We start from the raw sequence: 24,835 nt of genomic DNA, 5'->3' as shown, positions 1-24,835 counted from the left end.
ACATGACCTGTCCATGTGCCGCCGTCAACGACCCTGTCCCGCCCTGAAGTTGCAGATGGATAACGGTGTGCGCGGTGAGGTGTGCGACGCCGGACGCGTCTTGAGGGGCTTATGTGCGGCTGATACGGTGCGATGGCTTGACGCTCACCCCCAGTGCTGACTATTCGCCCAGGTCGGGCGGGTAAGTCCGGCCCGTCCCGCGCCTCTGCGTGCGGACCGGCGCGGGTGAAGTGTCTGATTTTGAAGGCAAATTGACAGACATCTTCTTGGGTGTACGGGGAGCGGTTGCGTGAAGATCCAAGAGCGTACGGGGGCGGGCGCCGGTCGATCCGCCGCTCCGGCTCAGCCGTCGGTCGGTGACCGGCTTCCCACACCACCTCGCGAGCGCAAACCGGCACTGGCCGCGCTGGCGGTGCTGCTGATCCTGGTCGGTGCGCTCGGCGCGACCATGCTCGTGCTCCAGGCCGGTGACCGCATCGAGGTCGTCAAGGTCACGCAGACGATCCCCGCGGGCGGCTCGGTCAACAAGTCGAACTCGACCCCCGTCATGGTTGCCAAGGACGACAGCATCCACTACGTCGAGTGGACCCAGCTGGAGCAGCTGAAGAAGCAGAAGCTGAAGGCCGTCAACGCCATCCCCGCCGGAGCCGTCGTGGTCGGCGAGATGTTCGGCGACGAGGCGGGTGTGGCCGCCGGCAAGGCCACCGTGGGCCTGTCCCTCAAGGCGGGCCAGTACCCGACCGGCATCAAGCAGGGCGACACCGTCGCGGCCTACCGCGTCGGCTCCGCCTCCGGCTCGGGCAACAGCAACAGCAGCGACTCCTCGGCGTCGGCGTCCAGCAACGCCGTCATCGTCGACAACGCCCGCGTCACCAACGACCCGGGCTCGAAGGGCGGCGGCGACGAACTCGTCAGCAGCACCAACCTGGCGGTCACCCTGACCGTCGACAGCGACAAGGCCGCCGACCTGGCCCAGGCCGCCTCCAACGGCGAGGTCGCACTCGTTCTCGTCTCCGGTAACTCCGGCAACTAGAAGGCGGCACCCACCCCATGGCGCTCATCGCTCTCGCCGCCGACAAGGGTTCCCCCGGCGTCACCACCGCGGCCGTCGCACTCGCGGCGGTCTGGCCGCGGCGTGTGCTGCTCGCCGAGGCGGACCCGGCGGGCGGTGACCTCGTCTACCGCAGTGCCGCCGCGCACGGCGGACCGCTCAACCCCAACACCGGCATGCTGTCCATCGCCGCGACCGCACGCCGCGGCCTCGTGCCCGACCAGCTCTGGGACCACGTACAGCCGTTGAGCGGAGGACTGGAAGTCCTCGTCGGGCTCGGCATGGCCGAGCAGGCCGCCGGCCTCGCGGGGCTATGGCCGACCCTCGGGCACGCCTTCAACTCCCTCGCCGACTCCCCGCACGCCGCCGCCGACGTCATCGCCGACTGCGGACGCATCAGCGGCGACACCCCCGCCCTGGAGCTGTTCCCGCACGCCGCGCTCGTGCTGCTCATCTCGCGCACCGAGCCGGAGGCCATCGCCCGCGTCCGCGACCGCGCGACCACCCTCGCCGGGAAGCTGCACGGCGGACCCCGCGGCGCCGCCGGCCTCGCCACCCCGATGATCGGTGTCGTCCTGATCGCCGACACCGGCACGGCCGGCAAGCTCGCCTCGCAGGTCAACGACATGCTCGTGCACACCCAGACCGGCGCCCGCGTGGTCGGCACCATCGCCGACGACCCGGCCGGCGCCGACCAGCTGGCCGGCCGCAAGCGCGGCCGCCTCGACAAGTCGCTGCTGATCCGCTCGGCCCGCAAGGTCGCCGCCGACCTCAACCAGCAGTACGGCGCCGCCTGGGCCGCCTCCGCCCAGGCCAACCAGGCACCCCAGACCCACCACGCCCCGCACACCCCGGGCCAGATGCAGGGTCACGCGGGGGCCGGCGCATGACCGCTGTCGACCACCAGTTGGTCAAGCGGTTCCGCCAGGACGCCGGCGACCGCATCGCCGAGCAGCGCCGGCAGGACCAGGCCGCGGGCGTCACCCCGATGTCCACGGAGGACGAACGGCAGTACGCCCGTGCCGTCATAGCCCAGATCCTGGAGGAGTACGCCCGCGCCGAGATCAACGCGGGCCGTACGCCGCTGGACGCCGAGACCGAGGAGCAGTACGCGGCCGCCGTGCACGCCGCGCTGTTCGGCGTCGGCCGGCTCCAGCCGCTGCTGGACAACCCCGAAGTCGAGAACATCGACATCAACGGCTGCGACCAGGTGTTCATCGGGTACGCCGACGGCCGCGAGGTGACGGGCGACCCCGTCGCCGAGACCGACGAGGAGCTCGTCGAGCTCATCCAGGTGCTGGGCGCCTACTCGGGTCTGTCCTCGCGTCCCTTCGACTCCGCCAACCCGCAGCTCGACCTGCGCCTCCCCGACGGTTCGCGACTGTCGGCCGTCATGGACGTCACCCGGCGCCCCGCGCTGTCCATCCGCCGGGCGCGCATGGGCAAGGTGTTCATCTCCGACCTCGTCGGCAACGGCACCCTGTCGCCCGAGGTCGCCCACTTCATGGCCTGCGCGGTCCGCGCCCGCAAGAACATCATGATCGCCGGCGCCACCAACGCCGGAAAGACCACGCTGCTGCGCGCCCTCGCCAACGAGATCCCGCCCCACGAGCGCCTCATCACCGTCGAACGGGCCCTGGAGCTGGGCCTCGACACCTTCCCCGACCTGCACCCCAACGTCGTCGCCTTCGAGGAGCGCCTGCCCAACTCCGAGGGCCAGGGCACCATCTCGATGGCGGAGCTGGTACGACGCTCGCTGCGTATGAACCCCTCCCGCGTCATCGTCGGTGAGGTCCTCGGCGACGAGATCGTCACCATGCTCAACGCGATGTCGCAGGGCAACGACGGCTCCCTGTCCACGATCCACGCCAACAGCTCGCACGAGGTCTTCAACCGTATTTCCACCTACGCGCTGCAGGCCACGGAACGGCTGCCCATCGAGGCCAGCCAGATGCTGATCGCGGGCGCGGTCAACTTCGTCGTCTTCATCCAGCGCCGCAACAACTACGGCAACGGCGGCCGCCTCCAGCGCATGGTCACCTCCGTCCGCGAGGTCAACGGCGTCGACGGACGGGTGCTGTCCAGCGAGGTGTTCGCGGAGGCCCCCGACGGCCGGATCGTGCCGCACGCCCCCATAGCCTGCCTGGAGGAACTGATGGCACACGGCTACCGGCCGTCCGGGACCTGGGGGTGAGCCGGGGATGAACACGACTCTCGCGGCACTCGGCTCGCTCGGTTCCATGGGCGGCCTGTTCTCCACCACCGTCCTGTACTCGATAGGGAGCGGCGTCGCCGTCGGCGGCGGCCTCGCCCTCCTCCTCATCGCCGTACGCGGACTGCCCGCCAAGCCCGACCACGAGAAACAGAAGGCCGCCGAGCGGGCGAGCGAACTGATCCGCTTCGCCGGCCGGCGCGGCTCGCTCGCCGCCATCGTCGGCCTGGTCGTCCTCGTCCTCACCCGCTGGGCGGTCGCGGGCATCGCGGCCGGTGTCCTCGTCTTCTTCTGGGACCGCCTGTTCGGCGGTGCCGGTGAGGAACGGGCCGCCATGCGCCGCGTGGAGGCCCTGGCCTCCTGGACGGAGTCCCTGCGCGACACCATCGCCGGCGCGGTGGGCCTGGAGCAGGCCATCCCGGCCTCGGCCCGCGCCGCGGCCCCCGTCCTGCGGCCCCACCTCGACGCCCTCGTCGACCGGCTGCGCGCCCGCACCCCACTGCCCGAGGCGCTCCAGCAGCTCGCCGACGAGATCGACGACGCCTCCGCCGACATCATCGTCGCGGCCCTCATCCTCAACGCCCGCCTGCGCGGTCCGGGTCTGCGCCAAGTGCTCGGCGCCCTGGCCAAGTCGGCCCGTGAGGAGGTCGACATGCGCCAGCGGGTCATGGCCCAGCGCGCGTCGACCCGCAGGTCGGTGCAGATCGTCGTCGCGGTCTCCATCGCGTTCGTCCTCGGTCTGTCGATCTTCAACCGCGACTTCGTGGAGCCGTACGGAACAGCCGTCGGCCAGCTCGTCCTGGCCTGTGTCTGCGGCCTGTTCGCGCTCGGCTTCTGGTGGCTGCGCAAGCTGTCCACCATTGAGACGCCCGAGCGTTTCCTCGTCCGTGACGAGGCCTCCGTCCAGTTCGTCCGTCCCAGGACGCCGTCGCAGGCGCAGTCCCAGCAGCGGATGCCGCAGGAAGAGGGGGCACGCTGATGGACCTCACGATGCCGCTCGTCGTCGGCGCCGTACTCGGCCTGGGCATCTACGCCCTCGTCCGCGCCCTCATGCCCAGCAAGCGCAGCGCGATCTCACAGGTCGCGCGGATCGACGCGATGCGGGCCCGCGGCTCGGCCTACGAGTCGGCCCGCGCCGAGCGGGAGAAGGGCCGCCTGGGCTCGCTGCGAGCCGAAGTCGGCCTGCGCGTCTCCGAGTTCTACCTCCAGCAGGGCTGGGAGCAGCGCTCGCTGCGTGCGGACCTGGCGGTGCTGGACCGCAGCTGGGAGAAGTTCCTGGCGACGAAGGTGCTGCTGGGTGTGGCGGGCCTGTTCTTCGGTCCGTTCCTGTTCGCCATCGTCTACACGCTGGGCTTCGGCAGGAACCCGATCATCCCGGTCTGGCTGGCGCTGCTGTTCGCGGCCGTCTTCTTCTTCCTGCCCGACCTCGAGGTACGGCGGGACGCGGCCGAGAAGCGGCGCGACCTGCGGCGCGTGATCGGCGCCTATCTCGACCTGGTGTCGATGAGCCTCGCCGGCGGACGCGGTCTGCCCGAGGCCCTGATGGCGGCGGCCGAGGTGTCCGACGGCTGGGCCAACCAGCGTATCCGCAACGCCCTGTCCGACGCCCGCATCACCGGCGTCAGCCAGTGGCAGGCGCTCGGCGCGCTCGGCGAGGAGATCGGCGTGGAGGAGCTCAAGGACCTCTCCGCCTCCCTGGCCCTGGTCGCGGACGACGGGGCCAAGGTGCGCGAGTCCCTCGCCTCCCGCGCCGAGACCATGCGGCACCGCGAGCTCGCCGAGATCGAGGGCAGCGCGGGCGAGAAGTCCCAGTCGATGCTCGTGGCGCAGCTGCTGCTGTGCGCCGGGTTCCTGGTGTTCCTGATCTTTCCGGCGGCGATGCGGGTGTTCCAGGTGCAGTGAGCCGTGCATGAGCCTTGCAGCGACCTTCACAACTCCAGAACCTCCGTGAACCGATTTCGAAAGGACAAGACGTCATGAACGGACGCACCTTCCACACCGGCATCCCCGCCGTGGACTTCCTCGTGACCTTCCTCCAGGCCCGCACCGAGCGTGCCCGCTCCGGCGAGCTGGACCGCGGTGCCTCGGCGGTCGAATGGGTCATCATCTCCGCGGTCGTCGTGGCGATCGTCGGTGTCGTGGCCGCCATCATCAACGCCGCGCTCAGCGAGGGCGCCAACAAGGTCGGCGACTGCATCAAGGGTGCGGACGCGGGCAAGACCTGCTGATCGTCTCAGGAGCAACGGGGTTCACGGGGATGCCGGCAGGCGTGAGCAGACGGGTACGTCGCAGGGTGGAGGCCGTTCGGAAACGGGCGGCCACCCGCGGCGACTCAGGCATGACCGCGATCGAGTTCGTGCTGCTCACTCCGGTCCTCTTCTTCATGATCTTCGCGACGGTGCAGTTCGCCCTGTACTTCTTCGCGGACCACGTGGCCCAGGCGGCGGCCCAGGCCGGAGCCCGCAAGGCCCGCGCCACGGCCGACGAACGGCCGGGCGCGTGGCGCGGTGAGGCGCGGGACGTCGTGGACAGCTACATCCGGCAACTCGGCCCCCAACTGCTCCTGTCCCCGGACGTGACGATGGTGCAGCCCGAGCAGAACACGGTGGGCGTGGAGATCGCGGCGAGGGTACCGACGGTGTTTCCCGGACTGGATCTGACGGTGCACGCGCAGTCGGTGGGGCCCGTCGAGAGGTTCGTACCGGAAGAGGGGAACTGAATGTCCGTCCCCTCTCTCGGGAAGGGCGGCCCCCGCCGCCGCCGGCCCGCGGACGACAGTGGCCTGTCCACCGTCGAGGTCGTGATCCTCGCACCGGTGATGATCCTCTTCATCCTGGTGCTGGTGGCCTTCGGCCAGCTCGTGGACGGCCGCGGAGCGCTCGACGGCGCGGCCCGGGACGCGGCCCGCGCGGGTTCGATCCAGAAGGACCACGCGACGGCCATGGCCGAGGCCAGGAAGGCCGCGGAGGCGAACCTGGCGGACGTCTGCTCGGGCCCGGTGTCCGTCGTGCAGACCAGCCAGGGCTTCGAGCCGGACACCATCTTCACGGTCGAGGTGAGCTGCCAGGTGCGAGGTCTCGCCATGCTCGGCCTCGACGTGCCGGCGACCCTGTCGGCGAGCTTCAGCTCCCCGCTCGACCCGTTCCGGAGGTCGGTGTGAGGCACCTCCGGTCGTACGGGCGGGCGCGTTGGGCGGCCCGTCGCGCGCAGTGGGACGACCGGGGCTCCGGCGCCGGCGCGGTCATCATCTTCACGCTCGTCTTCCTCTCCCTCTCCGCGTTCGTCATCGACGGCGGCCTGTCCATCTCCAAGCGGGAACGCGCCGCCGACATCGCCGAACAGGCGGCCCGTTACGCCGCCCAGGACATCGACCGCGACGCCCTGTACGAGAACGAGGGCGGCCCCGCACCGATCAACTTCGAGAACTGCGACGCCCGGGTGAAGGCCTTCGCCCGCGAGATGGACATGACGGGCGCGGACATCGGAGCGACCCGCTGCGTGGTGGCGAACGCCGAGCAGGTGCAGGTCGAGGTGCAGCTCACGTACTCCCCGGTCTTCACGGGCATGTTCTACGGCGGCGACGTGGTGGTCCACGGCGAGGCGGTGGCGGAGAACGAGGTCGGCTGAGCGGCCACCACGACGGTTCAGACTCGAGGCCGGCACCGTTGCGGCCGGCTTCGCCCACGGTCGGGGGGCCGGGCAGCATGCGATGGATCCGAAGGCCGACGACGGGGGCCGCGATCCAGTCGGTGAACCGCAGATCCCGAACCTTCGACGGATCTGCACACCGTTCACGGGGATGTCGTAGAGGGCTCGATCAGGAACAGGCTGCGACGCATCTCCCGTTCCGCGCGCTGCATTCCCGTACCGCGCAGGGGTGGGAGATGTGAAGCGGTCATGGGCTCCGGTGACCATATGGTCACACCCATGAATGCGCCCCCCCGAATTCCACCCAGGCCCATATCCACGGACCGGCCACTGACTGGCCGCCCCTTCTCCCGGCGTGCTTTGATCGGTCGCGCTCGAGCACTTCGAATTATTGAACGAAGGGAACCGCCCTCCATGGCCTTCACCCCGCAGATCGCGACCGCCCAGATGTCCGACGCCGAGCTGGACACCATCGCCGGCGGCCAGGCGGGCGGTGCCGCCGCGGGTGCCGGCGCCGCAGCCGGTCTCTACGTCGAGACCACGGCCGCCGGCCTCACCACGGGCGTCGGCGGCGGCGTGGGCCTCACCGTCTCGCCCCAGGGCATCGCGGCGGACCTGCACCTCAACGCGGCCGTCGCTTCCTGAAGCAGCGCACACGAAAGGCCCCGGATCTCCGGATCCGGGGCCTTTCCGTTCGTCGGCAGACGGGCTCACTTACTCCCGCTGTTCCCCTTGCTTCCTTTTCCGCCCCGCTTGTCCTCGGTCTTCATGGCGTCGTTCGCCTTCTTGGCGAGCTCGTCATCCAGCTTCTTGAACTCGCGCACCACGGCATCGGACATGCTCGCCAGCGCGTCCAGCTGCTGCGTGATGTCCTCGCGCCCGTCCTCCCAGTTGGACTCGAAATCATCGAGCGCGTCATTGACGCTGCCGTCGCCGATGTCGTCCTTGTAGGACGCGAAGAGCTTCTTGGTGTGATTCAGACGGGTCTTGATGGAACGCAGCCGGCGCCCGTAACTCTCCAGCTCCGTCAGCGGTAGCGCGAGGTCGCTCTTGCCCTTGCCCATCTGGCAGCCCCCCAACGTCCAGCCCTCTGATCTCGGAAGAACCGTACCCCGGCCCGATCTTTCCGTCGAACGGTTGTGCCTCGTAAGTTCACGTGTGCATACGGTTGTTGACGTGGATGTGGGCGTGACGGGGGTTGCGGTACGGCGGGCCACAGGCCGACGGACTGGCAGGCCAGGAAACCGGCCCGAGCTGCTCCTGCACCTGACGTCCGCGCGCCCGGCGCGGGTCGATGAGACGAACCTGGAAGGAACCATGGATCTGCTGTCCACCATCGAGGCCTTTCCGAACGTCGGTCCGCTCGAAGACCTGGACCGAGCCTGGAAGTGGAGCCTGAACCCGGTGCTGCATTTCGCGGGAGCCCTTACCAGCGACGGAACGCGGCTCTTCCAGACCAATCAGCGCGGCAAGCATGACGAGTCCCTCGCACGTGCCGTGCTGACCTTCGCCCGCGACCGTGAGAAGCAACTCATCGGTGGGGGCCGGTTCATCGGTTACGCGGCAGGTTTCGAACTCCCCGGATACGCGTTCGATGCGGTGGCGGCGGCGGTGCCGGACGTCCATGGCCATCACAGGGCGCAGAACCCCGATCTCACGGCCGTGACGTACATCGTCTTTCCCGCCTGCGCCTGCGAGTTCTCCGGCCGGGAGACGCTGGCCGAAGCCGAGGCCCGGTACACGAAGATGCTCCACCCCGCGGAGATCGGTCGCGAGGCGGTGCCGTTCGTGAAGATGAGCTTCGACAACCCCCGCACCGGTGGCGGCAGCAACTACCCAGGGCGCGCTCTGACCTACCCCAGGATTCTCCTCCAGGAGATTCCCCAGCTGGAGAACTCTCCCGGCGGCTTCGTGGAGTACGAGAACAGGGAGGGCAACGTCTGGCGCATCGAGTGGGCCGGGACCTGGTTGCTCTCGGCAGAGTCGGGGCGGCGCGAGATGAGCCTCGAAGAGGTGCTCTCGTTCGCCGAGGCCAGCCTGCGCTGAATCGGAACCTCGCCCGCCCACTCCGCTGATGTCCCAGGCGGAACCTTCTTCTCCCAGAGCTTCAACCGCTGCCCGCTCGTGTCAGCGGTTGATCGACTGGATCTCCTGGACGTTCATGTCCTGGATGGTCTCGAAGGTGCCGTCGGGCAGGTCGCCGCCGGAGCCGTCGGAGCCCTCCCACGTGATCTGCCAGGTGACACTCGCGGAGAGCTGGTAGGGGGTGCCGTCGGTCGCGCGGAGGTAACGGATGCCGCACGGCGGGGTCTGGTCGGCGGCGCCCTTGGTGTAGGCGGTGCCGATGGAGCCGTCGTCGTTGATCTCGCAGTCTCCGGAGGCGGGGAAGACCTCGGCGTCCTTGGTGCCCGGGTCCAGGTGGAGGGCGACGGGCTTGGCGGTGGTCTCCGCCCACAGGCCCGTGTTCGGCAGTGCGGCGCGGACCTTGACGTCCTTGAAGGTGCCCTCGTCGAGCCAGACCCAAGTGGGCAGGTTGACCGTGGACTTGGCCGCCGGCTTCAGCTCGACCTCGGTCTCCGGGACCTTGACCTTGTTGTAGGCGTACTCGGCGAGCGTCTTCGGGGTGGGCGCGTTCGGATCGTCCGGGACCTCGCCGGCGTCGACCCAGAACATGATGCGGCCGCAGTCCCACGACTCCGAGGCGTTGGGGTCAGGGGCGACACCCCGCCAGAAGTAGCCGTCCTTGCCGAGGTTGTAGTCCTTGTAGCCCTCGGCGGAGCTGTTCGTCGCCGCGTGCAGGTCGAAGTTGTCCGCCGGTTCGCCGTCCCGGTAGTGGTCGGTCCACAGGCCCTTGCCGAACCAGGACTCGTGGATTCCGACGTCACCGCCACCGTCCGAGTCCACGAACTCCTTCAACTGCTCCGGGCTGAAGGCGGGCTCGTACCAGCAGGCCGGGGGCTTCCAGTTGGGATCGACCGTACCGAGGTTGCCTTCCTCGCCGCCACCCCCACCACTCGGGTACGTGACCTTGATGTTGGAGACCGAGGCCGACAGTCCGCCCTTGCCGTCGCTTCCGCCTTGCGGAGGCGGTGCCGCTTCGCCGCCGACCGGTTTGTCGGCGTGAGCCGTACCAGCGGTCCAGAGGACGCAGCCGGTCGCAAGCCCCACGATCAGCTTCGTTCGCGGGGGCGTGGTCACCCTCGGCATGCCTCTGCCTTCCCCTCGACGGTGACCTGCTGGGCACGCCACACCGGGTTGTCCTTCACGGACGTCATGAGGAGGGTGAACTTCTGGTAACTGGCCAGGCTTTCCTTCGTGCGGTGGACCTTCTCGCTCTTGACTTCCTTGCCGAAGACCTTGGACTGGTCCTCACAGAAGGTGACGCTGACCGTCTTGACCTTCTCGGACTCGTCCCCAGGGCTGATCTCGGCGTCGTAGTACCGGTCCCTGCCCGTCAGCGTCCAGCCGCCGTCCACGTACTCCTTGATCTGCGAGTGCGCGTACCGGGATGCCTGGCCCGACGAGTAGAACTGGAAGGCGGGATCATTCGGGTCCTGCTTCGTGATGCCGTGGTTCAGCGCGCGAATGTAGTTCGTGGCGTCCTCGAGGGCTGCCGCGCTGTCCTGGTCCGACGGCTTCTCGAAGTCGAAGACCAGATCCAGGTCCTTCGGGACACTCACGTCAGGCCGCTCGACATCGGTCGACGTCGAGCCGGAGGCCGAAGCGGAAGGCCTGCCGGCCCCCTTGCCCGCTCCCTCGATGTCGTCCGACGCGTCGTTGCCACCCCCGCCGCAGGCGGTGAGCAGCAGGGCCGCTGCCACGGTGAGCGCGGCGGCTGTTGTCTTCGGAGCGCGGCGAGCCACTGGCGCATCTCCCCCGTTGTTCGATCGTCGTATTGCGTGTGCGGTGGAGAACGAAGCTATCAGGGGTGGGTGTGGAGGACCTGATGGGCGGCGGTGGATTGCGTGGGGCTCGTGAGAGGCCTGCGTGGCAATTGCGAAGGTGATGCTTCCGGCTGTCCGGCCCAGGGGTGAACACCCGTGACTTCAGGGGCAAATCGGACTCGAGCGGGATCCTTCGATCCGCCCTTCGACGCCCTCCATGAGAGTCCATAAGATCTCTGTAGGCTCAGCACGCCCCTTACCCCACGTTCGGCCTCACCTCACTCCACACACGACCCCAGGACACCCGCCATGCCGCGACGCCGCACCTCAAGCTCGTCAAGCTCGACGGGAAGTACGACGGGAACGACGGGGACCACGGGCGCCCCCAGGAACCGGACTCCGCAGCCGGTGAGGATCCGGCGCAGGTCCTTCGGGGACTTCGTCAAGGCGTTCCTCGCCTTCGTCGCCCTGGTCGTGCTGCTCGTCGGTGTGCCGGGAGCGCTGGCCACGCAGATCGGATGGCCGCTGCCGAACGGTGTGCCGAGCCTCGAGTGGCTGCAAGAAGAGATCACGGTCCACACGTTCCTGAACATCCTCACCGTCATCGTGTGGCTGGCGTGGGCGCAGTTCACGGCGTGCGTGCTCGTGGAGATGAAGGCCGCGCTGTCGGGTGTCGGCGTGCCGGGCCGGGTGCCGGGTGCCGGGCCTAGCCAGTTGCTCGCGCGGCAACTCGTCGCCGCGCTGCTGCTCGTCGGCGCCACGGCGGCCAGCTTCGCGCCCGGGCTGTCGCAGCTCGGCCAGAACTACGACGCGAACCAGAAGCCCACCGTGGCCGCGGCCCAGCAGACCCCGGGCGGCCTCTTCGCCCAGCAGCAGGAGCAGGCCGCCGACACCGCGGCGGCCCTCGCCGGGCAGGCCTCGCACGCCGCCGCCCACGCCGACGCCGGTGGCAGCACCGCCAAGCAGGGCGACACGAAGTACTACCGGATCCAGCCGCCCGAGGGGCGTCACCACGACTCCCTCTGGGAGATAGCCCAACGTCACCTCGGTGACGGGCGCCGCTACAAGGAAATCTTCGAGCTCAACAAGGACCGCGTGCAGCCGGACGGGTCCAAGCTCTCCGAGGCGAGTCTCATCCGGCCCGGCTGGATCATGGAGATGCCGGGCGACGCCCGCGGCGGCGAACTCGTCGAGATGCCCGACGAGGCCCCCGACGTGTCGCCCGATGTGCAGCAGCAGATCAGCGACTACGCCCAGACCGGGGACCACGCCCAGGGCGGAGGGGGATCCGGCGCCCAGGGCGGTGGACACGAGCACGCCGGCGGGGGCGCCACCCAGGTGTCCGTCCCCGAGCAGCAACGCCCCGCTCCCGGCACCGGGCACCAGCAGGCCACGAGCGTCGGCGCCGAGTCCGAGAGCTCCTTCGGACTCCCCGAAGCCCTCCTGGCCGCGCCCCTCCTCGCCGCCGGTCTCCTCGGCGCCCTGGGGCGGCGGCGCCGGCAGGCGCTGTGGCAGTCGGCGTTCGGGGCCGTCGGCGGGCGGCGCGGCATGGAGCCGCCCACGCCGACCGGGGACGCGCAGGACGTCCAGGACGCACTGCTCGTCGGCGCCGACCCCGAGGGCGTACGGCTGCTCGACCGGTCCCTGCGCTGTCTCGCCGCCTCCCTCGCCGAGGAATCGCGGGCCCTGCCGGTCGTGTACGCCGCCTGGCTCAGCAACGGCGACCTGCACCTCCAGCTCGCCCAGCCCGCCGGAAAGCCCCCGGCTCCCTGGCAGCAGGGGCAGGACCAGACGTTCTGGATGCTGGCCCGGACCGACGCCGAGCGCTACGAGGACGTCGACACGGCCGCGCCCTACCCGGGTCTGGTCAGCCTCGGCACCATGGACGACTCGCGGCTGCTGCTCAACCTGGAGGCCGTGCCCGGCATCGTCTCGCTCAGCGGCCGGGAGGCCGACCGGGCCGCCGTCTTCGCTTCCGTCGCCGCCGAGTTGGCGACCAACGGGTGGTCCGACCGCATGACCATCACACTCGTCGGCTTCGGGGAGGACCTCACCCCCCTCGCCCCGAACCGGATCCGGCACCTCGAGGACGTCGAGGCCCTCGTCGAGACCATGGAGGCCGAGACGCGGCAGCGGCGCGGAGCGCTGGGCGCCGCCGGGCACGACTCGGTCCTCACCGGGCGCACCGGGCCGGCCCAGCACACCCGCTGGGCCCCGCACCTCGTCCTGCTCGCCGCCCAGCCGTCCGCCGAGGACGCCGTCAAGCTCGCCGAACTCGCCGCCGACGCGAGCCGACTCGGCATCGGCTACCTCGTCGGCACCGAGACCGGTGATCTGCCGGGCGCCGCCTGGGAGATGGAGATCACCGGCAGGGGAAAGCTGCTCGCGCCCCTGCTCGGGCTCGAACTCGACGCGCAGTTGCTGCCCGTGGCCCAACAGCGGGCCGTGGTCGAGCTGTTCGTCGAGGCCGACCCGGAGCGCGAAAGCGACAGGCCCGCGACCGCCCCGCCGTTCCTCGTCGATATCAGCGAGCAGGGCCGGCCTGCCGTGTACGCCCGGCTCGTAGGGCCGTACGAGATCATCGGCCTGGACGACCCGGACGGGGAACGCAGCGCGCTGCTGCACGAGGCGCTCGCCCTGCTGCTCCTGCACCGCGAGGGCGTGCACCCGCGGGTGCTGTCCTCCGCGCTGTGGCCGCGCGGCGTCACCGACGACGTGCGCAACGCGCTGCTCGACCGGCTGCGCGACTGGCTCGGCACCGGCCCCGACGGCACGCCCCGCCTCGCCACCGACGACTCCGGCCGGCTCACCCTCGCCAAGACGGTCGTCTCGGACCTGGACGTGCTGCGGTCCCTCTACCACGAGGCCACGCAGGGCAAGGGAGTCGACAGCCGGGCCGTGCGCGGGCGGCTGCTCACCGACGCGCTGGTGCTGGTGCGCGGGCCGCTGCTCGCCGACCGGCCCGAGGGGCGCTACCGGTGGCTCACCCACGAGATCGTCGATGCCCAGCTGCCGCTGCTCGTCGCGGACACGGGGCTCGCGCTGTGCGAGTTCCACATGGAGAAGAACCGCGCGGAGAAGGCCATCGAGGCGCTGCAGGCGGCCCTGCGCACCGCACCGGCCGACGAGCGCCTGTGGCACGAGCTGCTGCGCGCCACCCACTCCACCGGCGACACGGACCGGCTGACCGAACTCGCCACCGACCTCATCGGCCGCAGCGGGGCCCGCGGGCTGCCGCCGCGCACCGAGGCACTGCTCGACGAGCTGCTGCCGGCGTGGCGTGACGCGATCGCCGCGGTGGGATGAGCACCGGGCTGCTGGCCGCGGCCGCCGCGCTGTGGGGCGCGGCGGCGGGAGCGTTGCTGCCGCGCGCGGCCTACCGGTTCTCGGCGCCCTCGGGGGAGGCGTGGCGGGGGGAGTGCCCGGGCGGGCACACCCTGCGGAGCTGGCTGGGGCGGGCGGCGTGCCCGGAATGTGCGGAGCCCGGATACGGGCCGCGTACGACCCCCCTGGTGATCGCCACCGCCCTGGTCTGCACCGTCCTCGCCGCCGCGACCGGCACCCGCCCCGAGCTCGGCGTCTGGCTGCTGCTCGCCCCGGTCGGCGTCCTGCTCACGGTCGTCGACTTCCGGGTGCGGCGCCTGCCCGACCCGCTCACCCTCCCCTTCGCCGCGGCCGCCCTGGCCCTGCTGGGCCTCACCGCCCTGGTCCCCGAACACGCGGGCCGCTGGACGACCGCCCTGCTCGGCTCCCTCGCCCTGGGCGGCGGCTATCTCGTTCTGTTCCTCATCAACCCCGCGGGCATGGGCTTCGGCGACGTCAAACTCGCCCTCGGCGCCGGGGCCGCCCTCGGCTGGTACGGCTGGCCGACGGTCATGCTCGGCACCTTCGCCGGCTTCCTCCTGGGCGCGCTGTACGGCGCCGCCCTGGTGATCACCAGCCGGGCCGACCGAAAGACGGCCATCCCCTTCGGCCCGTTCCTGATCACGGGCGCGTTCCTGGGGCTCCTCGTGGGCGCGTACACGGCCTGACACCGACGGCCCTCCCGGCGGGGCCGGCGCGTGGTCTCCCTCCGGGAGAACGCGCCGCAGAACGCGCGAGATCCGTCCCACCGGCGCTGCCATGATGCTGATCATGACAAACGCATCGCCGTACCCCGCCGGTCCGTCCCCGCACCCCACGGGAACGCCCCCGCACTCCACGGGCTTGCCCTGGTACCCCGCCGCCACGCCCCCGCACCCCACCGGCTCGTCCCCCCTCCGCACCGGCGGCCTCCCCTACCACCGCCTTGACCGCGGCACAGGCCGTCACCGCTGGTGGCGGGCGTGGGTCGGGACCCTGCTGCTGGCCACCGCGTACGTCGTGCTCGTCCTCGTGCTGGCGGGCGTCACCTACGGTCTGGGAACGGCGCTCGGCGCGCCGGAACTGCCCGACGGCGGCGTCGACTTAGGGCCGCTCGGGAACACGGCGACGGAGCTGGTGTCCCTCGCGATAGCGCTGCCCCTGGTGCTGCTGGCCACGCTGTGGCCCGCGAGACGGCCCGCCGGAACCGTCTCCTCGGTCACCGGGCGGCTGCGTGCCCGCTGGCTCGGCTGGTGTCTGCTGGCCGGGCTGCCGCCCCTCCTGCTGCTCACGGTGACGGCCTTCCTCCTGCCGGACGGCTCGGGTGAGTCCGACACATGGGTGGGGTGGCGCTCCTTCCTCGCGGCCCTGGCCGTGCTGGCCGTCCTCGTCCCGCTGCAGGCCGCGGCCGAGGAGTACGTCTTCCGGGGCTGGCTCACCCAGGCGGTCGGGGCGTTCGTGCGCTCTCCCTGGTTCGCCGTGCTCCCGCAGGCCGTGCTGTTCGCCGCGGCCCACGGCTGGGGCACCCGGTGGGGCTTCCTCGGCCTGCTGGTGAACGGCCTCGTGGCGGGGCTGCTCACGATCCGCACCGGCGGACTGGAAGCGGCCATCGCCCTGCACGCCCTGAACAACCTGCTGGCCTTCGGCGCCTCCGCCGCGGTCGTCGACGGACTGTCGTCGGACGAGACCGCGGCCGACGCGCCCTGGGCGCTGGCCCTCGCCGCCGTGGTCGTCGACCTGCTCTACGCGGCGCTCGTGCTGTGGCTCGCCCGGCGGCACAAGCCGCAACGCCTCTCGCCCCCGGAGCCGCCGCCCACCCCGTACCCCGAATACCCCGAGTACCCCGGCCTCGCCCGCACGGCCTGACGTCCAGCCCCCCGAACCCCTGGCGTACGCTGGGCTGGTCCGTCCACAACCCTTACGAAAGGGACGCCCGGTGACCGAGAAGGCCGACCTTCAGCCCATCCTCGACCGTGCAGCCGCCGGTGGGCGGATCACCCCGGACGAGGCGCTCGTGCTGTACCGGGACGCCCCGCTGCACGCGCTGGGCACCGCCGCCGACGCCGTACGCCGACGCCGGTACGCCGGGACCGAGCACATCGCGACGTACATCATCGAGCGCAACATCAACTACACGAACGTCTGCGTCACGGCGTGCCGCTTCTGTGCCTTCTACGCCGCTCCCAAGGACACCGCCAAGGGCTGGACGCGTGACCTGGACGACATCCTGCGCCGGTGCGCGGAGACCGTCGAGCTGGGCGGCACGCAGATCATGTTCCAGGGCGGGCACCACCCGGACTACGGCGTCGAGTACTACGAGAAGCACTTCGCGGCGATCAAGAAGGAGTTCCCGCAGCTGGTCATCCACAGCCTGGGGGCCTCCGAGGTCGAGCACATGGCCCGGATCTCCAAGGTGTCCGTCGAGGAGGCCATCCAGCGGATCCACGCCGCCGGGCTCGACTCCTTCGCCGGCGCCGGGGCCGAGCTGCTGCCCGAGCGGCCCCGCAAGGCCATCGCCCCGCTGAAGGAGTCCGGCGAGCGCTGGCTGGAGATCATGGAGATCGCGCACGACCTGGGCGTCGAATCCACCTCCACCATGCTCATGGGCACCGGGGAGACCAACGCCGAGCGCATCGAGCACCTGCGGATGATCCGCGAGGTCCAGGACCGTACGGGCGGCTTCCGCGCCTTCATCCCGTACACCTACCAGCCCGAGAACAACCACCTGAAGGGCCGCACGCAGGCGACGCTCTTCGAGTACCTGCGGATGATCGCCATCGCGCGGCTGTTCATGGACAACATCGCCCACATCCAGGGCTCGTGGCTGACCACGGGCAAGGAGGTCGGCCAGCTCTCCCTGCACTACGGCGCCGACGACCTCGGCTCGATCATGCTGGAGGAGAACGTGGTGTCGTCGGCCGGTGCCAAGCACCGGTCCAACCGGATGGAGATCATCGATCTGATCCGGAAGGCCGGCCGGATCCCCGCCCAGCGGGCTACCACGTACGAGCACCTCGTCGTCCACGACGACCCGGCGAACGACCCGGTCGACGACCGCGTCGTCTCGCACATCTCCTCGACGGCCATCGAGGGCGGCACGGCTCACCCCGAGCTGAAGCTGCTGGCGCCCAACTGACCCGACCATGCTGACGATTCACGCCGCCCCGCTGGTCCTTCCGGCGGGCTCGGCACCCGGCATGGACGAACCCGTGGTGGACGGGGCCGTCGTCGTGGACGGCGACCGGATCACCGCCGTCGAGCCGTACGAGGACGCCGTCGACAGCGCGCCCGGCGCGCGGGTGCGGCGCTGGCCGGGCGTCCTCACCCCGGGTCTGCGCCAGTGGCACCCGCTGTGGCTGCTGCGCCACTGCTACCACCCCGACCCGCGCGAAGCCGACGAACTGGGCGAACAGCCCCTGTGGGGCGAGCGGCTGGCCGCCCTGGGCGACCTCGGCGAGACCCGCTGGCCGGGCAGCGTACGCCGCGGAGTGCAGCGGATGCTGCGGTACGGCACGACGGCGGTCGCCTCGCCCGGCGCCCGCTTCCGCGATCCGCTGGTGGCCACGGCCGTCGCCCGGTCCGGGCTGACCGTCGTGGGGACCACGGACGCCCCCGGCACGCTGCTCGGTGAGCGGCCCGGCCTCGACCCGTTCGCGGAAGGGTACGACCTCCGGGGCACCGTCCACGGCCCGCTGACCGTCGGCGGCCGGGCCGACCTGGCCGTGTTCGACGTACCCGACGAGACGGCCCTGCGGGAGCGCGGCGCGGTGACCTGTGTGGCGACCGTGCTGGCCGGCCGGCTGGTGTACCGGGCCCGCTGACCCCGGCTTCAGCCCGCGAACGTGTTCCCGAACGCCCCCGGACCCTGCGTCACCCCGCTGCAGTCGGTCGCCGCCTTCTGCGACGTGGAGCCGTCCGCGCACTGCCGGTCCCGGGCCGTCGACCACATCGACACCCAGGCGATGCCCTTCTCCTCGGCGAAGGCGCGGACCTCGGCGGCGTCCGCGAGCGTGAACGTCTCGTTGTCGACGTCGTTGACGCCGATCATCGAGGTGAGCGCCATGCCCTGCCAGGCGGTCGCGTCCGACGTGCCGAAGACCTTCTTCAGCTGGGTGTGCGCGGCCTTCGCGGCCGTGAGGGCGTAGCCGCCCATGTCACCGTCGTACGACGAGCCGTAGTTCATCGTCATGAGGTTGACGGTGGAGACCTGTACGCCGTTGTCGTTGGCGGAGCCGAGCAGTGCGAGTCCGTCCTCGTCCAGGCCGGCGGGCATCACCGGGAGCGTGAACGAGACCTCCAGGCCGCTGCGTTCCTGCTGCAACCGGGCGATCGCCTTCGAACGCAGGGCGACGGAGGCGGAGTCGGAGAGTTCGTCGCCCTCGATGTCGAAGTCGGCGAGGGTGGTGCCGGCCGCGTCGAGGGCCTTGCCGTACGCCGCCGCCAGTTCCGAGGCGCTGCCGCAGTTCGCCGCGAGTTCCTTGCCGGAGGCGCCGCCGAAGGAGACCCGGACCTCGCCGCCGTCCTTCTTGAGCCGCGCGATACGGGAGGTGACCGTCGAGTCGCCGATGGCGTGCGTGCCGTTCCAGCGCGGGGTGCAGTCGTCGCCGTCGGCTATGACGAACGCCAGGTTGTACGTCGTGGGGGAGCCCGCGGAGTCGGTGCCGGCGGCCTCGGTGGCGCTGGTGTACGGGGCGTACGACGTGCCGGTTCCGGCGGGGGACGAGGTGCTGGGGCCGGCCGTCACCGCGGGGGCCGCGTCGCCCTGCCCGGAGCACGCGGCGCCGGCGAGGGCCACCAGGCAGCCCAGCCCGGCCGCCGCCGGTTTCCGGTAACTCCTCATGACGTGCGCTCCCGTTCTCGTGAGGTCTGGGGGTAGGACAGCAAGTACGTTTTCCGGCAGCAAACGTCTCACGAGGTCCGTTGCGCGCGGCGAGTTCCGCGGGCATTCCCGGGAACTCCCAGAGAAAGGGCGGCTTCCGTCGTTTCTCATGGGTCTCTCACAGGAAAAGCCGAGTTTAGAGCACATAAAGGCGCGCCACTGTCCGGGGAATGCATTCCGAGCCTGCCAGCGAAAACCGCGCTAGGTGAGGCGCATCTGCCGCTGGACAGCCAGTGGTCCATGTTCAGCGTGGGCCGGGTGCTGATCGCGGTGTTCGTGCTGCCGTGCGGCTGGGTGGAGGACGTGGCGGGCACGGAAGAAGCCGCGGCTCCTGCCCGGCGGGGGGACTGCAAGAATGGGCCCGTGACCCGCGCATCCCTGGACAAGCAGCCGCACGAAGTCGCCTCGATGTTCGACGACGTGGCGGAACGGTACGACCTGACCAACGACGTGCTGTCCCTCGGCCAGGACCGGCGATGGCGCAAGGAGGTCGCCAAGGCGGTCGACGCCCGCCCCGCGCAGAAGATCCTCGACCTGGCGGCGGGCACGGGCACCTCCTCGCTGCCCTTCGCACAGACCGGTGCCTACGTCGTCCCCTGCGACTTCTCCCAGGGCATGCTCCAGGTCGGCAAGCAGCGCCGGCCCTGGCTGCCGTACACCGCCGGCGACGCCACGAGGCTGCCCTTCAAGGACGACACCTTCGACGCCGTCACCATCTCCTTCGGGCTGCGCAACGTGCAGGACACGGACGCCGCCCTGCGGGAGATGCTCCGGGTGACCCGGCCCGGCGGGCGGATCGTGATCTGCGAGTTCTCGCACCCGACGTGGGCGCCGTTCCGCACGGTCTACACCGAGTACCTGATGCGCGCCCTGCCGCCGGTCGCCCGGGCCGTGTCCTCCAACCCCGACGCCTACGTCTACCTCGCCGAGTCCATCCGCGCCTGGCCCGACCAGCCCGCCCTGGCCGGGCGGCTGGGCGAGGCCGGCTGGTCGCGGGTGGCCTGGCGCAATCTGAGCGGCGGGATCGTCGCCCTGCACCGGGGCTTCAAGGCGAGCTGAGCACCATGTGCGGGTCGCCCGGCTCGACCAGTTCCCGGGGGAGCCCGCCCCGGGGCGGACGGGGAATCCGCGGCTCGTGCACGCCCCCGCCGCCCTCACCGGGACCGAGGTCGAACCACACGTAGACCATCGAGTCCCGCGGCACCTCGGCACCGGGCCGCGGGTACTGGCGAACGACGTAGTCGACGACGGCGAGGGAGAGCTCGGGCCGGTCCGGTGCGGTGAGGAGGAGGCCCTGCGACCGGGCCGTCTCCCGCGCGTCCACGGCCATCAGGCCGACCAGACGCGGCACGCGCACACCGGGTTCCTTGCGGGATATGTGCACAGATGTCACCCCCAGCGGTACGGGAAGGGAAACTCCGCCCCGCACCGACCGGAAGCGACAAGTGTCTTTCTGTGACAGTCGGCTACGCTCCGTAACCTCCCTGGAGGTCGAGCCGGTAGCAGTGCCCCGCCCGCTGCGAGGCCGGTGTCGTGAACGTCTCGGCGAGGCGCATCCCCAGGCGCTGGGTCACCGCGATGGACCGGCCGTTGCGGGCGTCGACCATCGCGACGACGCCCGGCACGCCGGTCGCCCGCATCCGCTCCAGCGTCCGGTGCGCGGCCGCGGTGACGTAGCCCTTGCCCCAGTACTCCCGGCCCAGCCGCCAGCCGATCTCGATCTCGCCGGCCGGGCCCCAGGTCCGCTCCCACGGCTGGGCGCCGGTGAAGCCGATGACCCGCCCGGACTCGTCGAGCACGGTCCACAGGCAGAAGCCGAGCTCGGCGTCGTGCCGGCGCTGGCGGGCGGTGAGCTCCTCGTAGACCGAGAGCTCCGCGGCCCTGCCGCCCTGGAACTCCATGACGTCCGGGTCGTCGAAGATCCGGTGCCAGACGATCGCGTCCTCGTGGGTGGGGACGCGAAGCCGCACAGCGGGGAGAGCTCGGTTCACGGAGGCAGCCCTTCAGCCGGGTGATGAATGCTGCTGCATAGACTGCCCATGTCCTGTGCCGGTCGGCACGCAAGATTCCGAACTTGGGGAGATCCCGCCGTGACCGTCGTGACCGAGCCCCTCTCCGAGAACACCGCCGATGTGATCGTCGTGGGCGCGGGGCCGGCCGGCTCCACCACCGCCTACCACCTCGCCAAGGCGGGACTCGACGTCCTCCTGCTGGAGAAGACCGAGTTCCCACGCGAGAAGGTCTGCGGCGACGGCCTCACCCCGCGTGCCGTCAAGCAGCTGGTGGCGATGGGCATCGACATCTCCGAGGAGGCCGGCTGGCTGCGCAACAAGGGCCTGCGCATCATCGGCGGCGGGGTGCGGCTCCAGCTGGACTGGCCGGATCTCGCCTCCTTCCCCGACTACGGTCTCGTCCGCAAGCGCGACGACTTCGACGAGCAGCTCGCCCGGCAGGCCCAGAAGGCCGGGGCCCGGCTCTTCGAGCGGTGCAACGTGGGCGCGCCGATCCTCGACGAGCGCACGGGCCGCATCACCGGGGTGCACGCCAAGCTCGGTGAGGAGAAGCGCGAGGTCACCTTCCGGGCGCCGCTCGTCGTGGCCGCCGACGGCAACTCCACCCGGCTGTCCCTGGCGATGGGCCTGCACCGCCGCGAGGACCGCCCGATGGGCGTGGCGGTGCGCACGTACTTCACCAGCCCGCGCCACGAGGACGACTACCTGGAGTCGTGGCTGGAGCTGTGGGACCGCCGCGGCGCCGAGGACCGCCTCCTGCCCGGCTACGGCTGGATCTTCGGCATGGGCGACGGCACCTCGAACGTCGGCCTCGGCGTCCTCAACACCTCAGACTCCTTCAAGGAGCTGGACTGGCGCGAGGTCCTGAAGGCCTGGTGCGCGTCCATGCCGGAGGACTGGGGCTACACCCCCGACAACATGACCGGGCCGATCCGCGGCGCCGCGCTCCCCATGGCCTTCAACCGCCAGCCGCACTACACCAAGGGCCTGCTCCTCGTCGGTGACGCCGGCGGCCTGGTGAACCCCTTCAACGGCGAGGGCATCGCCTACGCCATGGAGTCCGGCCAGATCGCCGCAGACGTCATCGTCCAGGCCCACGCCCGGCCGACCCCCGCGAGCCGCGAACTGGCCCTCCAGCGCTACCCGCGTGTCCTGAAGGACACCTACGGCGGCTACTACACGCTCGGCCGCGCCTTCGTGAAGCTCATCGGCAACCCGAAGGTCATGCAGATCGCGGCCCAGCGCGGTCTCACCCACCCGATGCTGATGAAGTTCACGCTGAAGCTCCTCGCGAACCTCACCGACCCGACGGGCGGCGACGCGATGGACCGCATCATCAACGGCCTGAGCAGGGTGGCGCCGAAGGCCTGAGCGGGTGGCCGGCCGGTGATGCCGGCGGCCTGATCAGGCGCTCGCCATCAGGCGCTCGTCGCCGCGATGCCGGCGGCCCGGCGCGCGTGCACCGCGTACCGCCGGTCCGCCCGCTGCCGCGGCGCGTCCTTGCGCTCCCGCCGGGAGAGCCGGTCGCACCCTCGCACCACACGAACACCCGCAGATCACCACAAGCCGTGCCGGGACGTCACCGAGTTCGGTCCCGGCCTCGCCGCGCTCATCGGCGCGCACGGCCCGGCCGTCAACACCCTGTCAGGTCGGGACAATTCGGGCGCATGGTGCCGGAGTGACGGGAGTGCGTGGGCAGGCGGCGGTGCCGAGTGGGCCCGAGAAGGGCCCTGAGGGTCCCTGGAGCGGCCCGGGGGCGGGCCGAGGGGTCGCGGGGCCCGATGGGCCCGGACAGGCCGGGAGGGCCGTTGCCTTGGTGCGGCAGCGACCCTCGAGCCCGTATGCGCGGATGTGTCAGACGGCGCGTGACGTCAGAGGACGCGCACCGCGCCCGACGCCGGGTAGCCCGACAGGTCCTGGATGACGACACCCTTGGACGGGTTGGCCGCGTCCAGGTACTGGCCGTTCCCGATGTAGACGCCCACGTGGTACGCGGAGCCCTTGCCGCCCCAGTACAGGATGTCGCCGACCTGGAGGTTGGACAGCGAGACGTCCGTGCCGGCCATCGACTGGTCCTGCGAGACGCGCGGCAGGTCCACACCAACCTGCTTGTACGCGGCCTGCACGAGGGAGGAGCAGTCCCAGGCGTTGGGACCGGTGGCGCCCATGACGTAGGCGTCGCCCACCTGGGCCTTGAGGAACGAGATGACCGTGGCGACGCTGCCGCTGGCAGGCGCCGACACCGACGTGGAGGCGGACGCGGACGCGGAAGCGGAGAGGGTGGTGCGCTCGGCGCTGCGCGTGGCGCGCTCGGCGGCGGCCTTGCGCGCGGCCTCGGCGGCCTTCTTCTTGGCCTCCGCCTTCTTCTTCGCCTCGGCGAGGTCCTTCTTGGCCTCGGCGGCGGCCTTGGCTGCGGCGGCGTCACGCTCGGCGCGCAGTTCGTAGTTCGCCGCGGCCTGCTGGGTGGCGGCAGCGGACTGGGCGACCTGAGCGGACATGTCGGCCGTCAGGGTGGGCAGTTCGATGGTCTGCGTCACCGGCTCGGCGGCGCTCGCCGAAGCCGACGCACCCGCCGCTGCCATGCTGAGGACGCCACCGGCAACTCCGGCACGCATGGCGAGCGAAGAGGTCGCGCTGCGGCGGGGTTTCCGGTGGCTGCGTATGTGAGCGGTGTGGGACATGGGAATAACCGGTACCAGGGGCTCCTTCATATCTTCAAGAAACGTGTGCTGCGCCACAGTTACTCAATCGGGCCCCCAAAACCCCCGAACGAGCCCCTTTATTGACGCCGTAACGGACATTGCGGGCGCTCCGTGACCGGCCTGTGATCACGGTGTTTGATCAATACGTCCGAATTGCCCCGCACCTACCATCGGTTGGGTCGATTGGCCAAGCCCCGTTCTCATGGACCTCTCATCAATGTGACGGAGGTCACGGAACGGCCGCCCTGCTGGTCGCGTCCCGGTGCGTGGATCACGGCCGGGTCACGAGCTCGCGAAGATCGTGAACGCGTGCACACGTCCACACTCCGCCCCACACGCCCTCTGATGTGTGAACGCGCGTCTATCAAGAGATCGAGTCCATCGCCAATTTGCATGCAAGAGAACCCTCTTGATATTGAGACGACCCCTCTGGCCTGCGCTGACGAGCCAAAATGTCACCTCTCGTGATCACTCGGACGCTTCGCGTGTGAAGATCACCGCTCATCCGACTTCATGATCGATCGTCAGGTGGTGGAGATCACAAAGCTTGTGCAATACCCCGTGTCGCAGATCACAGAGTGTCGGGCATAAGATGCACGCGGTTGGGCTTGTGACCTGCTTCACATGTTCCCGATCTTCGCCGGGGCGGGCGGGGTTCGAGGGACAGGTGGGGCGGATGTGAGCCCGACGGAAACCGCCAGCAGTCAGTGCCGACTGAGAGGAGCGAGGAGCGGTGAACGCTTATGCGCCCATCCTCGTACTGGGAGCGCTCGGGGCAGGCTTTGCGATCTTCTCCGTGGTCATGGCCACGTTGATCGGGCCCAAGCGGTACAACCGCGCCAAGCTCGAGGCCTACGAGTGCGGTATCGAGCCGACCCCCACGCCGGCCGGCGGCGGGCGCTTCCCGATCAAGTACTACCTGACGGCGATGCTCTTCATCATCTTCGATATCGAGATCGTCTTCCTCTACCCCTGGGCCGTCACCTTCGACGCCCTGGGGATCTTCGGGCTCGTGGAGATGCTGCTCTTCGTGCTCACCGTCTTCGTCGCGTACGCGTACGTATGGCGGCGCGGCGGCCTGGAATGGGACTGAGGAGCCACACGT

General features: G+C 70.5%; 27 protein-coding genes. 19 read left to right on the top strand and 8 right to left on the bottom strand.

The annotated features are described in order from the left end of the window. The first annotated feature begins 289 nt into the window (after positions 1-289). The 10 genes from ACFU3E_RS03415 (at position 290) to ACFU3E_RS03370 (ending at position 7,556) form a co-directional block, all read left to right on the top strand. Positions 290-1,033 carry a hypothetical protein gene (locus tag ACFU3E_RS03415; RefSeq protein ID WP_384151251.1) on the top strand — a complete coding sequence of 248 codons (744 nt, stop codon included), beginning with the start codon at positions 290-292 and terminating at the stop codon, positions 1,031-1,033. 17 nt (positions 1,034-1,050) lie between these two features. Beyond that, positions 1,051-1,941, top strand: coding sequence for a hypothetical protein (locus ACFU3E_RS03410; protein WP_384151248.1), 891 nt, complete (start codon positions 1,051-1,053; stop codon positions 1,939-1,941). After that, positions 1,938-3,245: a CpaF family protein gene (locus ACFU3E_RS03405; RefSeq protein WP_384151245.1), complete on the top strand. Its 1,308-nt coding sequence runs from the start codon at positions 1,938-1,940 to the stop codon at positions 3,243-3,245. Before ACFU3E_RS03410 ends, ACFU3E_RS03405 begins: the two co-directional genes overlap by 4 nt. A 46-nt stretch (positions 3,246-3,291) precedes the next feature. Then, positions 3,292-4,242, top strand: coding sequence for a type II secretion system F family protein (locus ACFU3E_RS03400; RefSeq protein WP_384151603.1), 951 nt, complete (start codon positions 3,292-3,294; stop codon positions 4,240-4,242). Further along, positions 4,242-5,165, top strand: coding sequence for a type II secretion system F family protein (locus ACFU3E_RS03395; protein WP_384151242.1), 924 nt, complete (start codon positions 4,242-4,244; stop codon positions 5,163-5,165). Before ACFU3E_RS03400 ends, ACFU3E_RS03395 begins: the two co-directional genes overlap by 1 nt. Positions 5,166-5,239: 74 nt before the next feature. Continuing rightward, complete coding sequence (locus tag ACFU3E_RS03390; RefSeq protein WP_031107180.1) at positions 5,240-5,491, top strand: hypothetical protein; 252 nt, start codon at positions 5,240-5,242, stop codon at positions 5,489-5,491. A 29-nt stretch (positions 5,492-5,520) separates the two neighbouring features. Then, complete coding sequence (locus tag ACFU3E_RS03385) at positions 5,521-5,982, top strand: TadE family protein (RefSeq protein WP_384151237.1); 462 nt, start codon at positions 5,521-5,523, stop codon at positions 5,980-5,982. Beyond that, positions 5,983-6,423, top strand: coding sequence for a TadE/TadG family type IV pilus assembly protein (locus tag ACFU3E_RS03380; protein ID WP_384151234.1), 441 nt, complete (start codon positions 5,983-5,985; stop codon positions 6,421-6,423). Further along, positions 6,420-6,890, top strand: coding sequence for a Tad domain-containing protein (locus ACFU3E_RS03375; RefSeq protein ID WP_384151231.1), 471 nt, complete (start codon positions 6,420-6,422; stop codon positions 6,888-6,890). The genes ACFU3E_RS03380 and ACFU3E_RS03375 overlap by 4 nt, the downstream gene beginning before the upstream one ends. Positions 6,891-7,325: 435 nt before the next feature. Then, a complete protein-coding gene (locus ACFU3E_RS03370) occupies positions 7,326-7,556 on the top strand; it encodes a hypothetical protein (protein ID WP_384151228.1) in 231 nt (76 codons plus the stop codon). Positions 7,557-7,621: 65 nt separating this feature from the next. Here ACFU3E_RS03370 and ACFU3E_RS03365 read toward each other — a convergent pair whose 3' ends face one another. Beyond that, positions 7,622-7,975: a hypothetical protein gene (locus ACFU3E_RS03365; RefSeq protein ID WP_384151225.1), complete on the bottom strand. Its 354-nt coding sequence runs from the start codon at positions 7,973-7,975 to the stop codon at positions 7,622-7,624. A 253-nt stretch (positions 7,976-8,228) separates the two neighbouring features. Between ACFU3E_RS03365 and ACFU3E_RS03360 the strand changes: the two genes are divergently transcribed. Beyond that, positions 8,229-8,957, top strand: a complete 729-nt coding sequence (locus ACFU3E_RS03360) for a hypothetical protein (protein WP_384151222.1) — start codon at positions 8,229-8,231, stop codon at positions 8,955-8,957. Between the two features lie 81 nt (positions 8,958-9,038). On the opposite strand, the gene ACFU3E_RS03355 is transcribed toward ACFU3E_RS03360, so the two are convergent. Together ACFU3E_RS03355 and ACFU3E_RS03350 are read right to left on the bottom strand one after the other, a co-directional pair. After that, a complete protein-coding gene (locus ACFU3E_RS03355) occupies positions 9,039-10,118 on the bottom strand; it encodes a hypothetical protein (protein ID WP_384151219.1) in 1,080 nt (359 codons plus the stop codon). Continuing rightward, a complete protein-coding gene (locus tag ACFU3E_RS03350) occupies positions 10,106-10,774 on the bottom strand; it encodes a hypothetical protein (protein WP_384151216.1) in 669 nt (222 codons plus the stop codon). The genes ACFU3E_RS03355 and ACFU3E_RS03350 overlap by 13 nt, the downstream gene beginning before the upstream one ends. A 330-nt stretch (positions 10,775-11,104) precedes the next feature. Here ACFU3E_RS03350 and ACFU3E_RS03345 point away from each other — a divergent pair, with 330 nt between their 5' ends. From ACFU3E_RS03345 to ACFU3E_RS03325, 5 genes are all read left to right on the top strand, one after another. Further along, the gene (locus tag ACFU3E_RS03345) at positions 11,105-14,101 is read left to right on the top strand and encodes a BTAD domain-containing putative transcriptional regulator (protein WP_384151213.1); all 2,997 of its coding nucleotides are present in this window, start codon (positions 11,105-11,107) and stop codon (positions 14,099-14,101) included. Further along, positions 14,098-14,826: a prepilin peptidase gene (locus ACFU3E_RS03340; protein WP_384151210.1), complete on the top strand. Its 729-nt coding sequence runs from the start codon at positions 14,098-14,100 to the stop codon at positions 14,824-14,826. The genes ACFU3E_RS03345 and ACFU3E_RS03340 overlap by 4 nt, the downstream gene beginning before the upstream one ends. A 103-nt stretch (positions 14,827-14,929) precedes the next feature. Then, on the top strand, positions 14,930-16,003 hold the full coding sequence (locus ACFU3E_RS03335) for a CPBP family intramembrane glutamic endopeptidase (RefSeq protein WP_384151207.1): 1,074 nt from the start codon (positions 14,930-14,932) through the stop codon (positions 16,001-16,003). Between the two features lie 70 nt (positions 16,004-16,073). After that, the gene (mqnC, locus tag ACFU3E_RS03330; RefSeq protein ID WP_384151204.1) at positions 16,074-17,273 is read left to right on the top strand and encodes a cyclic dehypoxanthinyl futalosine synthase; all 1,200 of its coding nucleotides are present in this window, start codon (positions 16,074-16,076) and stop codon (positions 17,271-17,273) included. A 7-nt stretch (positions 17,274-17,280) separates the two neighbouring features. Continuing rightward, on the top strand, positions 17,281-17,958 hold the full coding sequence (locus ACFU3E_RS03325; protein ID WP_384151201.1) for a hypothetical protein: 678 nt from the start codon (positions 17,281-17,283) through the stop codon (positions 17,956-17,958). Positions 17,959-17,966: 8 nt separating this feature from the next. Here the strand turns inward: ACFU3E_RS03325 and ACFU3E_RS03320 are convergent, their stop codons facing one another. Beyond that, positions 17,967-18,977 carry a chitinase gene (locus ACFU3E_RS03320; protein WP_384151198.1) on the bottom strand — a complete coding sequence of 337 codons (1,011 nt, stop codon included), beginning with the start codon at positions 18,975-18,977 and terminating at the stop codon, positions 17,967-17,969. A gap of 402 nt (positions 18,978-19,379) precedes the next feature. Here ACFU3E_RS03320 and ACFU3E_RS03315 point away from each other — a divergent pair, with 402 nt between their 5' ends. After that, a complete protein-coding gene (locus tag ACFU3E_RS03315; protein WP_384151600.1) occupies positions 19,380-20,075 on the top strand; it encodes a demethylmenaquinone methyltransferase in 696 nt (231 codons plus the stop codon). On the opposite strand, the gene ACFU3E_RS03310 is transcribed toward ACFU3E_RS03315, so the two are convergent. Further along, entirely contained in the window at positions 20,062-20,373 is a 312-nt protein-coding gene (locus ACFU3E_RS03310) for a PASTA domain-containing protein (protein ID WP_384151195.1), read from the bottom strand. The two genes, ACFU3E_RS03315 and ACFU3E_RS03310, sit on opposite strands and share 14 nt — an antisense overlap. Positions 20,374-20,482: 109 nt before the next feature. After that, on the bottom strand, positions 20,483-21,007 hold the full coding sequence (locus ACFU3E_RS03305; RefSeq protein ID WP_384151192.1) for a GNAT family N-acetyltransferase: 525 nt from the start codon (positions 21,005-21,007) through the stop codon (positions 20,483-20,485). Positions 21,008-21,106: 99 nt separating this feature from the next. On the opposite strand from ACFU3E_RS03305, the gene ACFU3E_RS03300 reads away from it, so the two are divergent. Continuing rightward, positions 21,107-22,399 (top strand): geranylgeranyl reductase family protein, encoded by a 1,293-nt coding sequence (locus ACFU3E_RS03300; protein ID WP_142160740.1) that lies wholly within the window; start codon positions 21,107-21,109, stop codon positions 22,397-22,399. 47 nt (positions 22,400-22,446) lie between these two features. On the opposite strand, the gene ACFU3E_RS03295 is transcribed toward ACFU3E_RS03300, so the two are convergent. Together ACFU3E_RS03295 and ACFU3E_RS03290 are read right to left on the bottom strand one after the other, a co-directional pair. Continuing rightward, complete coding sequence (locus ACFU3E_RS03295) at positions 22,447-22,569, bottom strand: hypothetical protein (RefSeq protein WP_384151189.1); 123 nt, start codon at positions 22,567-22,569, stop codon at positions 22,447-22,449. Positions 22,570-22,899: 330 nt separating this feature from the next. Continuing rightward, positions 22,900-23,739 carry a C40 family peptidase gene (locus ACFU3E_RS03290; RefSeq protein ID WP_384151186.1) on the bottom strand — a complete coding sequence of 280 codons (840 nt, stop codon included), beginning with the start codon at positions 23,737-23,739 and terminating at the stop codon, positions 22,900-22,902. 724 nt (positions 23,740-24,463) lie between these two features. Between ACFU3E_RS03290 and ACFU3E_RS03285 the strand changes: the two genes are divergently transcribed. Beyond that, positions 24,464-24,823, top strand: coding sequence for an NADH-quinone oxidoreductase subunit A (locus tag ACFU3E_RS03285; protein WP_003974383.1), 360 nt, complete (start codon positions 24,464-24,466; stop codon positions 24,821-24,823). The last annotated feature ends 12 nt before the right edge of the window (positions 24,824-24,835 follow it).

Origin of the sequence: Streptomyces sp. NPDC057424, assembly GCF_042803315.1 — a bacterium.
Classification (GTDB): domain Bacteria; phylum Actinomycetota; class Actinomycetes; order Streptomycetales; family Streptomycetaceae; genus Streptomyces.
The sequence above is the reverse complement of the archived record's forward strand: the minus strand, read 5'-3'. Positions and strand labels throughout refer to the sequence as shown.

Excerpts from the sequence above, each read along its gene's own strand:
- ACFU3E_RS03410 (WP_384151248.1), top strand. The coding sequence starts at position 1,051 with ATGGCGCTCATCGCTCTCGCCGCCGACAAGGGTTCCCCCGGCGTCACC.
- ACFU3E_RS03405 (WP_384151245.1), top strand. The coding sequence starts at position 1,938 with ATGACCGCTGTCGACCACCAGTTGGTCAAGCGGTTCCGCCAGGACGCC.
- ACFU3E_RS03400 (WP_384151603.1), top strand. The coding sequence starts at position 3,292 with ATGGGCGGCCTGTTCTCCACCACCGTCCTGTACTCGATAGGGAGCGGC.
- ACFU3E_RS03395 (WP_384151242.1), top strand. The coding sequence starts at position 4,242 with ATGGACCTCACGATGCCGCTCGTCGTCGGCGCCGTACTCGGCCTGGGC.
- ACFU3E_RS03390 (WP_031107180.1), top strand. The coding sequence starts at position 5,240 with ATGAACGGACGCACCTTCCACACCGGCATCCCCGCCGTGGACTTCCTC.
- ACFU3E_RS03385 (WP_384151237.1), top strand. The coding sequence starts at position 5,521 with ATGCCGGCAGGCGTGAGCAGACGGGTACGTCGCAGGGTGGAGGCCGTT.
- ACFU3E_RS03380 (WP_384151234.1), top strand. The coding sequence starts at position 5,983 with ATGTCCGTCCCCTCTCTCGGGAAGGGCGGCCCCCGCCGCCGCCGGCCC.
- ACFU3E_RS03370 (WP_384151228.1), top strand. The coding sequence starts at position 7,326 with ATGGCCTTCACCCCGCAGATCGCGACCGCCCAGATGTCCGACGCCGAG.
- ACFU3E_RS03365 (WP_384151225.1), bottom strand. The coding sequence starts at position 7,975 with ATGGGCAAGGGCAAGAGCGACCTCGCGCTACCGCTGACGGAGCTGGAG.
- ACFU3E_RS03360 (WP_384151222.1), top strand. The coding sequence starts at position 8,229 with ATGGATCTGCTGTCCACCATCGAGGCCTTTCCGAACGTCGGTCCGCTC.
- ACFU3E_RS03355 (WP_384151219.1), bottom strand. The coding sequence starts at position 10,118 with ATGCCGAGGGTGACCACGCCCCCGCGAACGAAGCTGATCGTGGGGCTT.
- ACFU3E_RS03345 (WP_384151213.1), top strand. The coding sequence starts at position 11,105 with ATGCCGCGACGCCGCACCTCAAGCTCGTCAAGCTCGACGGGAAGTACG.
- ACFU3E_RS03340 (WP_384151210.1), top strand. The coding sequence starts at position 14,098 with ATGAGCACCGGGCTGCTGGCCGCGGCCGCCGCGCTGTGGGGCGCGGCG.
- ACFU3E_RS03335 (WP_384151207.1), top strand. The coding sequence starts at position 14,930 with ATGACAAACGCATCGCCGTACCCCGCCGGTCCGTCCCCGCACCCCACG.
- ACFU3E_RS03325 (WP_384151201.1), top strand. The coding sequence starts at position 17,281 with ATGCTGACGATTCACGCCGCCCCGCTGGTCCTTCCGGCGGGCTCGGCA.
- ACFU3E_RS03320 (WP_384151198.1), bottom strand. The coding sequence starts at position 18,977 with ATGAGGAGTTACCGGAAACCGGCGGCGGCCGGGCTGGGCTGCCTGGTG.
- ACFU3E_RS03290 (WP_384151186.1), bottom strand. The coding sequence starts at position 23,739 with ATGAAGGAGCCCCTGGTACCGGTTATTCCCATGTCCCACACCGCTCAC.